The 10255-nt window shown below is 50.0% G+C and carries 9 protein-coding genes and 1 pseudogene; all 10 read right to left on the bottom strand.

Going from position 1 to position 10255, the window contains the following annotated elements; genetic code table 11:
• On the bottom strand, nucleotides 1-854 hold an 854-nt coding region (locus ACXJJX_RS09875; protein ID WP_456434428.1), incomplete at its 3' end, for a DUF362 domain-containing protein.
• Between the two features lie 21 nt (nucleotides 855-875).
• The gene (locus ACXJJX_RS09870) at nucleotides 876-1229 is read right to left on the bottom strand and encodes a gamma-glutamylcyclotransferase family protein (RefSeq protein WP_456434427.1); all 354 of its coding nucleotides are present in this window, start codon (nucleotides 1227-1229) and stop codon (nucleotides 876-878) included.
• A 7-nt stretch (nucleotides 1230-1236) separates the two neighbouring features.
• Nucleotides 1237-3816, bottom strand: a complete 2580-nt coding sequence (locus ACXJJX_RS09865; RefSeq protein ID WP_456434430.1) for a hydrogenase iron-sulfur subunit — start codon at nucleotides 3814-3816, stop codon at nucleotides 1237-1239.
• 120 nt (nucleotides 3817-3936) lie between these two features.
• A pseudogene (locus tag ACXJJX_RS09860) lies at nucleotides 3937-4242 on the bottom strand (hypothetical protein); the annotation flags it as partial.
• Nucleotides 4215-4550: an FAD-dependent oxidoreductase gene (locus tag ACXJJX_RS09855; RefSeq protein WP_456434429.1), complete on the bottom strand. Its 336-nt coding sequence runs from the start codon at nucleotides 4548-4550 to the stop codon at nucleotides 4215-4217. The pseudogene ACXJJX_RS09860 and the gene ACXJJX_RS09855, both read right to left, overlap by 28 nt.
• Before the next feature lie 454 nt (nucleotides 4551-5004).
• Entirely contained in the window at nucleotides 5005-5466 is a 462-nt protein-coding gene (locus ACXJJX_RS09850; protein WP_456434426.1) for a heterodisulfide reductase-related iron-sulfur binding cluster, read from the bottom strand.
• Entirely contained in the window at nucleotides 5429-5857 is a 429-nt protein-coding gene (locus ACXJJX_RS09845; protein ID WP_456434425.1) for a heterodisulfide reductase-related iron-sulfur binding cluster, read from the bottom strand. Before ACXJJX_RS09845 ends, ACXJJX_RS09850 begins: the two co-directional genes overlap by 38 nt.
• Complete coding sequence (locus ACXJJX_RS09840; RefSeq protein WP_456434424.1) at nucleotides 5854-6399, bottom strand: 4Fe-4S dicluster domain-containing protein; 546 nt, start codon at nucleotides 6397-6399, stop codon at nucleotides 5854-5856. The genes ACXJJX_RS09845 and ACXJJX_RS09840 overlap by 4 nt, the downstream gene beginning before the upstream one ends.
• 9 nt (nucleotides 6400-6408) lie before the next feature.
• Nucleotides 6409-7482, bottom strand: a complete 1074-nt coding sequence (locus ACXJJX_RS09835; protein WP_456434423.1) for a 4Fe-4S dicluster domain-containing protein — start codon at nucleotides 7480-7482, stop codon at nucleotides 6409-6411.
• A gap of 316 nt (nucleotides 7483-7798) precedes the next feature.
• Nucleotides 7799-10111: an EAL domain-containing protein gene (locus ACXJJX_RS09830; RefSeq protein WP_456434422.1), complete on the bottom strand. Its 2313-nt coding sequence runs from the start codon at nucleotides 10109-10111 to the stop codon at nucleotides 7799-7801.
• Between the last annotated feature and the right edge of the window lie 144 nt (nucleotides 10112-10255).

The following is a 10255-nucleotide window of genomic DNA, read 5'->3' as shown; positions in this document are numbered from 1 at the left end:
TACTCCTGCAGAAAAACAGCCACTTCAGTCTCTGGTAGAAGGTCTCGGATCTTCAGGGCCCGATAGATGGCCGAAACTGAGCAGTTGTAATTCTCGTATTCTACCCCTGGGATGTTGTACTGAGGGGTGACGATTATGGCCACTTTTTGGGGAATGGCTTCGTCTGAAGGGCGGGCCAGAGAAGACCTGATGAAATTAGTCAAAAGACTCCGACGGGCCAGATCGCTATTTTTAACTACATTCTGGTAGACTCCATATTTGAAAAGCGAAAGTTCTTCCTGGCCGGGTTCATCAAATTCGGGGGCCAAAACAATAGCTCCCGCCTTCATCTCTATGGTCTCCACTGGGCGCTTAAGTTTAAGGGCCCCTGTAGGACAGGCCTTTTCGCAAAGACCGCATTCTGTACAGATATCCTCATCAAGGATGAAGACGTTTTCCCAGCCTACCTTGGGCAAGCAATAGATGGCTCGACGTTTCCCTTCAGCGGTTTGCTTTTCTTCAGGACAGGCTCGGATGCAGGCCTCGCATTCAGTGCAGGCAAAATTATTGACCAGAGGATCACGTTTTTTAAACTTTATCCGGAAACTTCCCGGCCGTCCCTTGATCTCCAGGAGCTGGGCATTGTAGAAGACCTCAAGAGCTCCCAAGCCAATGAACATCCTCTGGGGCATAACTCCACAGACCCAGCAAAAATCAAGGGGAAGCTGGGATAAAAGCTGGTTTCGATATTCATCTACATAGGCCCCTCGATTAAGAAGGATACATTTATAGCCCATCTTACCTAAGGCATAGGCCACTCTAAGCCCTGAAAGGCTGGTTCCATAGATGAGAACAGTGCTTTCCTTCTCTGCCATGGGCTCCCCCTGGTTGTTACCTTAGACTGGCCAGTGGCCGCTTTTAACTTTTGAACTCTTTGTTACCGGACCTAGGTAAACATAAGCCCAAGCCGACAGAGAAAGGCCGTCTCGGGTCGTTACAGAGACCAGGGTCCGTTGGTATTCCCGGCCTTCAAGTTGATCAAGGCTCTCAAGGAGTCTTTGGTTTACCTGGTAGAGTTCTCCGCAAACGGAGGCCCCCTCCTCAGGGACAATCCCTGGGTACCAGCTGATCTTATAGAGGGCATATCCTTTGAGGGTGGCCTTTCCCTGATATCGGGCCCCCTGAAGATAAGAGTGTAACTTGCCGCCTCTTTTCAAGGTGCCATAGACAAAGACCAGTTCAGCCACCATCTTCCCCCTAAAGGATGAGTTCTCGAGTCAGATTGGGACCGAGACTTTTTAGCTCTCTGGTGAAGTCCTGGACGATCTCGACAAACCTGGGACCCTCAGAGGCTGAAATCCAGGAGACTCTGACCCTCTGGGGTTCCAACCCCAAGGTCTCTAGAAGTTTTTTAACCATGGCCACCCGTCTCCGGGCATAGTAGTTACCTTTTTGATAATGGCAGTCACCAGGGTGACAACCGGCTATCAAGACTCCATCGGCTCCTTCTAAAAGGGCTTTGATCACAAAGACTGGATCCACCCGACTCGAGCACATCACTCGGATGATGTGGAATCCCGGAGGATATTTGAGTCGACTGATTCCGGCCAGATCTGCAGCCGTATAGGAGCACCAATTGCAGAGAAATCCGACTATCTTGGGGGGCTTGTTCATCCTTCCTCCTTCAATAGAGGATACCTTCGATCTCGGAAAGGATCTCCCGATCCCCAAAGCCTTTGACCTGTATGGCCTTATTGGGACAGAGGACCGCACAAAGACCACATCCTTATAGGAAATAGCCCCGTAGCTACAGATCGAAAGACACTGCCGGCAACCCACACAGATATCGGGATCGATGCTCGCCGTTGTAGGTTCAATTTCCACCTTACCCTTCATTATCAAAGACAGGGCTTGGCTGGCGGCAGCACTGGCTTGGGCCACGGTATCGGGGATGTCTTTCGGTCCCTGGCAGCAACCAGCAATAAAGATTCCTTCTGTGGCTGTGGCCACCGGGGCCAGTTTGGGGTGGAGTTCGTTTAGCCAGCCATCGGCATCCTGGGAGATTCCGGCCAAACGGGCAATCTCCTGAGAACCTTCGGCTGGCTCGAGTCCCACTGAAAGGATAACCATGTCTGCCGGTATACGCCGGAGACGGCCTGCCAAGGTATCTTCGGCAATGACAATGAGTTTTCCAAGTTCGTGTTTATAGAGAGCCGCATCAGTGACTTCGGCCACCCGGCCCCTGATGAAATGGACTCCTTCTTCTTGAAGTCGGTGATAAAACTCTTCGTAACCCTTCCCCGGAGAGCGGATATCAATATAGAACTCCCAGACATCAGCTCCGGTCTTTTCCCTGACCAGATGGGCAAATTTCATGGAATACATACAGCAGACCCGAGAACAGTAGCGATGAGTGTTTTCGTCTCTAGAACCTACACAGTGGATGATGGCCACAGTCTCTGGTCTTCGACCGTCACGGAGGCGAATCTCTCCGCCAGTAGGCCCAGAGGCATTGTTTAGCCTTTCAAATTCCAGGCTGGTATAGACTTCTGGAAGGCGTCCGTAGCCATAACGTTGGAGCCTTGAGGGATCAAAGGTCTTAAAGCCTGTGGCTACAATGATGGAGCCGACCTCGACCTCAATTTCTTTTTCCCGGTCTTGGTGATCGATAGCCTTGGCCTCACATACCTGAACACACTGGAGACACTCGCAACACCCGGCACAATCCAGACACCGGCCGGCTTCGGCTCGGGCTTTGTTTTCATCCAGACTGATTTCTACCTCCCTGAAGTCATGGATCCTTTCTTCAGGAGACCTCTTCAAAGGTTCGATAGGCTCTTGGGCCTGATGGGGTCTTTTAGCTAAGACCTCAGTGCTTGATACCGGCCGGCGCCTTTCCTCGAATTTGGTTTTTTGAAGATCTTGACCGCGAAGATAAGCGTCGATAAAAAAGGCGGCCCTTTTCCCCTGGGCGATGGCCCGGACGATACTTCCTCGTCCCTTAAGGATCTCTCCTCCGGCAAATATTCCTGGAATCGGGGTCAAAAGGGTACGAGAATCGGCCATGATTCCGCCATCGTCAGTTTTCTCAATCCCCAGGGCAGCAATGAGATCTTTATCAGGGGTCCGTTCTGGGGCCAGGATCACGGTATCCACCAAAGTGATAGATTTTGAACCTTCAACATGGATTGTGTTCTTCCGGCTGCTAGCTACTTGAGGCTGAGCCAATTTCTGATATTCCATGGCCGACAGACGGCCGTTTTCTCCTCTTAAAGAGATCGGAGAGACGAAAAACTCAAAGTGGACCCCTTCTTCTCGGGCAGCGGCCACCTCGGATGGCCAGGTGGAGATCTCCTTTTCCAAGCCCTGGCAGTAGATAGTTACTTCTTTGGCTCCGAGCCTTAAAGCACACCGTGCCGCCTCGATGGCTGTGTCTCCGCTACCGACAACGGCGACTCTCTGACCCACATCCGGTCTTTGATCGGTATTAATCCGTTTGAGAAACTCAAGGGCATAGTAAACCCCCGAGAGTTTCTCTCCAGCGTATCCCAGACGAGGCTCCTGCCAGCGGCCAATAGCTAGGAAAATGGCTCTAAAGTCCTTCTTGAGCTCGAAAAGACTCTGCCCGGAGATCCGCTGCCCACAGCGGATTTCTACTCCGGTCTGACGGATAAGTTCTATCTCCAGATTAAGGAGGTCCTTAGCTAGCTGATATTCAGAAATACCATAACGTAGCATTCCTCCTGGTTTTTCCTGGGCCTCAAAGATCGTAACCGGGTATCCAGCCAGGGCTAGATAGAAGGCACAGGCCAGTCCTGCCGGCCCAGAGCCGATCACGGCCACTCTTGAGGGCTTTTTCTTCTCAGGAAGGGGGAACGGAGATCGGGGGCCAAGGTTCTCATAATACCAATCGGCAACAAAGCGCTTTATGGCCCGGATTTGGATGGCCCCTCCGGCCCTCTGCCGGGTGCAACGTTTCTCGCAATAAGCCGGACAGAGCCTGCCTAAGGTTCCAGGGAGGATCACCTTTTCCATAATTTTGGCAAAGGCCTCTTGATACCTTCCCCGACTGGCCAGCCTAACATAGGCATGGGCATTTACCCCCGCCGGACAGGCCCCCCGACAAGGGCTTATTCCTGTTTTGTCTATGGTGGCTATGTTGGGGACTGCCTGAGGAAACGGTTTGTATATTGCCGGGCGAGATTTAAGCCCACAGTCGAACTCACTGGGCAGGGTTACGGGACAGACCTCAAAGCAGGCCCCACAGCCGGTACAACGCTCGGGGAAACATACCGGGCCTTCTGACGAATCCTGACCTTGAAATTACCCACATAGCCGGCAATTTCGTTTACCTCACTATAGGTAAGGAGCTTTATGTTTTCATGTTGGGCCACTGAGACCATTTTGGGGGTCAAGATGCAGGCAGCACAATCCAAGGTGGGGAAGGTCTTATCAAATCGGGCCATGTGTCCCCCTATTGAAGGTTCTCGTTCCACGAGATAGACCTCCTTACCAGAATCAGCCACATTAAGGCCAGCCTCTATTCCGGCAATCCCAGCCCCGATAACCATGACTCGATCTTTGATCTCCACCACTCGAGATGTTAGGGGATGGTGGTGGAGGACGCGATAAACAGCAGCCTTGACAAGGTCCTTGGCCTTTTGGGTGGCCGCGCTCCGATCATCGGTGACCCAGGAGACCTGTTCTCTGATAGAGGCCATCTGGAAGAGATAGGGATTAAGCCCAGCCTGAGCACAGGCTTTTCTGAAGGTCTTCTCGTGCATCCTGGGGGAGCAAGAAGCCACTACTATTCGGTTGAGACCTAATTTTTTTATGTCCTTGATAATCAACTCCTGGCCAACGTTAGAACACATAAACTTATAGTCTCGGGCAAGGAAGACGTGTTCGAGACCAGCAGCAAATTCCCTGACTTCCTCTACGTCTACAACTCCAGCAATATTGACCCCACAGTGGCAGATGTAGACTCCGATCCGTGGCTCCTTTCCTCTGTCCATGGGTTTCCTCCTAAAGCTCGCCGGCCACCTGGAGGGGGATGAGAAGTTTTTCAAAGCCCAGGCCCTCTTCGGGCAGTCCTAAGGCCAAACCGATCAATTGGCTGAAGAAGATCACCGGAAGATTCCGTCTGAGACCAGCCCGGAGTTGAAGGACTTCCAGATTGAATTGGCAGAGAGGACAGATAGTGACGATGAGATCAGCCCCTTTGTGTCTGGCCTCAAGGATAATCTTTTTTACCAGTCGTCGGGCGACATCTTCATGGGTTATAGCCTGAGCGGCCCCGCAACAAGCAGCTTTGGAGGAAAAATTGATCACTTCGGCCCCCAGGCTGAGAACCAAAGCATCGAGTCCTTGAGGATATTCGGCATCGTCTTCAACCCTCAGAGAGGGCCGACTATATTGACAACCGTAGTAGGGAGCCACTCTCAAGGTCTTAAGGGGTCTTCTTAGGGACTCTTTTATAAGGGTCAAGAGCCTTTCTTCTATGAAGAGCTGAAGTAGGTGTTTGACCAGGGGGGGGACGGGTGACCTGAAGCCCTTCTTCTAGAAGGGCGAGATTGACCTTTTCCCTGGTCTCTTCGTCACCAAGCAGTCTTTCCCTATCCTTACCCAAAGTGGCCAGACAGGCGTTACAAGGAGTAAATATCTCTTCTGCCCCCATGTCTTCGGCTAGGGCTAGATTTCTGCCCCCCAGGGCCAAGGAGGGCAATTCGTTCAGACTGGGATATGCCGTGGCTCCACAACAGTTCCAGTCCGGAAGTTCGAAGAGCTCAAGATCCAGAGTCTCAGCTAAAATGGCGAACGAGGGGGCGTAGCCCACGGCCGTCTTGAAAGTACAGCCGGGGTAAAGGAGTCGTTTCATCTTTTGGTCTCCAATTCTGAGGCTCGTTTAAGAACTTTCTGGAAGGTTTTAAGGCTTTGGATTTCATTGAGACTGAAGTCAAGACGTCCTTTTTCTTTGAGCTTTAAGGCTATGGCTATCTTGCTAAATATTTCTCCTGGAGATCTTTGAAGATAACGCCGCATCAGACGGGCCTCTGAAATCCGTCCATGTTCCCTGACCTCGTCAATAAAGGCCTCATAGAGGTGGAAAGTTTTATCCGGAGGCCTTATTCCTACCTTGAGGGCCAGACGTTTAAGGGCATACATTATTTCTGTAATCCTGATCCCCTGAGGGCAGCGGACCGTGCAGAGATAACAAGAAGAACAGACCCAGAAAGTGTTACTCTTCAGGGCCAAGGAGAAATCCCCGCCCTTAAGAAGGGCAAAGAGCCTTCGAGGGCCATAATCCATGGCCTCCAACATGGAACAAGAACCAGAACAGGTGCCGCACTGAATACACTTAAGGATCTGACGGCTGCCAGGCAGGGCTAAAAGATCCCGAAGATGACCACGAACAAGCATGAGCCTCTCCTACGTTTCGATCTCTTTTAGTTCATCTGGCCTAAAGGTGGCCAGGGGAAGGGGTTCATCTAGCCTTTGTCCAGGTTCATAAGCAAAGAGGGCCTGGATTTCGGCTCCAACCACTTTAAAGATCTGGGCAACCGGAATCCCCACTGGACAGACGTCTTCACATTGCCCGCAACCCACACAAGAGCTGGCCATGTGGGTCATCCGACCAAGATGAAAGACTAGGCCGTCAAGGGGCAATTTGATTGCCTTTCGCTGGATAAGCCGGTGACTGTAGATTTCCGGTTGATAATCAAATGTAGCCGAGAGAAAAAAACAGTCTTTACAGTAACACAGAGGACAGACGGCCCGACAATTATGACAGAGGATACAAGGCCCAAAGATAGAGACGAGATCCTCTAGCCCCTTGAGTCTATTTCGAATCCTTTCTTTAAGGCTCTGGTTTTGATTCCGTCTCTCAGTAAGAAGGCTTAAGGAGTGGGGAGGCTCGTTTTTTTCCTCGGGCTTAAGATCTAGGGCCGAAAAGGCTTTAAGCCCCTTGGGGCTATGGGCTACTAACAGAGGCTGTTTTCGGCCAACAAGATAGACTCCGATATCAGCAACGTCAGGCTGGAAATGGAGGCAGGCCTTACATAGCTCCCGGATTCCAAAGGGTTGTTCTCCGCTGATCAGCCCTTGCTTATAGGTCTCTTCTGCCGAGTCCAGCCTCTGAGAGCCCCAAGGAAAGACTCCCAGGCATTCGAGGCCAATGATGAGAACGTTCTGAAGATGGGCTTGGCCCAGTTTGCTCAGCTCCCTTAAGGCCCTAATCTCGCATGGCCTTAAAACAGCGGCCAAAGGAGTTGGACTATCTGATTTGAGGACCACCCTGGAGACCACCTTTGCTCCACTTTGAGGCATGGCCGGAAAGGAAGGCTTAGCCGAAGAAAGTCCTTCTCGATCTGGGATTAGACTCCAGACTATTGCCTTTGCCCCGACAGTGATCCTTAAGGAGATTATAGCCTCAACAAGCCTCTTGTCTAAAAGAGCTTCTAAAAGCTCCAAGACCCCTTCTTTAAACTCGACTACTTTGGCCATGAGCGCCCCTTTAGATGCATACACTAACCGATAATACTAAAATATTAGTCATTTGTTTCCTAAAGATCTGATAAGATCTTCTTATTTAAGAAAGAAGATTGGAACTTTATTCTTCTATTGTCAATTTTGGTTTTTCCCTAAAAAATCTTATTTTTTATCTTAAGTCAAATTTATTTATTAAAACATTGTTTAATTCCAGACTTTCCTTCTGAGATTAACAAGTAAATCTATTGCTTCTAAACAAACATCATCTTAACCTTCTTAAGGCCAAAACGATGTTTAGTTTTTTAGCTGGATAGTCTTGATTGAGAGAAGATTAAGGGTTGGTCTTCCAGAAGTATCGTTCAGGAGTATAGTTTTCTAGAAAAGCCCGAGCATCGTCTTCGGGCAGGGGTTTAGCGAAATAATAACCCTGGATCTCGTCAACACCCAAACCAGAGAGAAAGATGAGTTGTTCCCTCCGCTCAACCCCTTCAGCGACTGTCTTCTTGGCGAAGTTTCGGGCCAGATCAAGAATGGCTCTAATGATATCTACATCTTCTCTGTTGTCTGGGACCCCGAAAACAAAAGCATAGTCTATCTTTAGATAGGAAAATGGAAGTCGCTTAAGATAGGCTAGCGAAGAAAAACCGGTTCCGAAGTCATCTATAGAGAGCCCTATTCCCAGGTCAGCCAGGGCCTTGAGCCTCTGGATCATCTCTTCAGTGCCCTCAACCAGGGCACTTTCGGTTATCTCCAGGCGTAGCCGGGAGGGATTGATTTTGGAAGCCTCGATTATCTCCTTGAATCTTTCCACAACGCCTTTTTCACGGAGCTGAGAGGGAGAAACGTTGATGGATAAAACCAGTGAGTCCTTGGGGCCGAGACGATCTTCCTTTATTGTTCTGCAGGCCTCTTTGAGAACCCATTCACCGACCGGGACAATAAGCCCGCTTTCTTCAAGTAGGGGGACAAATTTAATCGGAGAGAGAAGCCCCTTCTCGGGCACGTTCAGGCGGAGCAGGGCCTCAAAGCCGGTAACCCTCCGGTCCTTGACCCCGATTTTGGGTTGATAGTAGAGGGTGTACCAGCCCTTTTTAAGGCCTTCTTTAAGGAGGGTGAGCAATTCCCAGCGGCTCTCAAAAAGACCTTCTCCAGGAGATGAATAGGTAGAAAAACCAGAGGTCCCCTTCTTACGGGCTGTCTTTAGAGCGCTCTCTGAAGCAGCAAAAAGGCTCTCCGGATCTTTGCCGTCATCAGGGAAGACAGCCAGCCCCATGGATATGGTCAAGGTGAATCTTTCTTTCCTGATCTTAAAGGTAGTCTCCAAGAGACCTTTGATTCGGTCAAGATGGCTTTCCAATTGGGCCATTTTGGGGAAGGAAAAGAGCAGGGCAAACTCATCGGCCCCGGTCCTGAAGACCTCGATACCCCAGCGGCGGAGTCCAGACAGACGTCTAGAGATCTCCTTTAAGATCAGATCGCCATCCCGTCGGCCATAGGTCTGGTTAAAAAGGGAGAATTGATCGATATCCAGACAAATGAGGGCCAGTTTCTCTCCCCTGGCCCCAGCCTCCCACCTCTCGTGTTCAAGGCTCCGCATCAGGGCCCTCTGGTTGGCAAGCCCGGTGAGAGGGTCATAATAGAGGCTCTCCTCCAGGCTTTCTCCTCGGGCGATATAACTTAATCCCAGAGAAAGGTCCCGGGCTATCTCTTTAAGGAGTTTTCTTTCCCGATGAGAGAAGAATCCTGGGCGCCGGTGATAGAGCAAAAGAACGCCCCAGATGGTATCTTCTATGTGAAGAGGCAGACTCATGACCGAACGCAGGCCGTGGTTTAAGGCTTCATCTTTCCAGGGAGAAAAAGAGGTCTCTTTCCGGATGTCGCTGATAATAATCTCCCGGCCTTCCCTAAAAGCCTTAGAGGCCGGCCCTTGCCCTTCGGGCTTAAGGGGGGAGATTCTGACCACAATCCGATCTAGGTAGGTTGTCTTTCCTGAGGCGGCAACGGGGATAATCTGGTCTTCTTTCTCGTTTTTTATTCCTATCCAGACCAGGTCGAAATCCCCCTTTTGGGCCAACACCTCACAGGCCTTCTCACACAGCCGCCTTCGTCCCTTCTCTTCAAAGATAAGAAGGTTTATTTCCCTCAAGATCTCGTAGACTCGATTGAGCCTTTGGACCTCACGCTGGGTAGCTCGCAAAACTCTTTCTTTAAGCCTGAAATAGGCCGAAAGGCTCAGCTCTAGATGCCAGAGAAAGACCTTATTGAGGGCCCAGAGAAGCTCTTCTCTCCTCTGGGGAGATGACTCTCGTTTGAGGATAAAATCGGTGAATAAATTGGTGTAGATTATAAAGCCCTTAAGAAAGAGTTTGGGGGAAACCCCTACCCGAGCGTGGGTCTCACCAATGCGGCGACACCTTCTAACAAAGTCCTCATCATAAGGCCCTAAGAGCCTCAAAAAGTGCTTTCCCTGAAGTTCTTTGAGCCGAGAGAGATCCTTGCCCTTTAGTATCTTTCTGGCTTCGGGAATATTGTTAAGTTCTTCGTAGAACCGGTCTCCGAGAGAACTAATTTCTTTTAGCCAACTTCCGTTTAAGTTATAGAGAAGATTTTTTTCGTTTGCACCGGGAGCTATGTTATCTAACATTCTGCCTTCCACTAAGTTCTCTTCTAATCTAATGCTAGTTTTTTATCGGAGAATATGTCGTTTGTGTTAAATTTTTTTCTAATTATCGGTTTGATTAATTCTAGATAAACTTCAGTTTATGAGATCTTCTTGGGTAAATTCTTT

Source organism: Thermosulfuriphilus sp., assembly GCF_054026695.1.
Note: the sequence above shows the minus strand (reverse complement) of the source record. Positions and strands in the feature narration are given on the sequence as shown.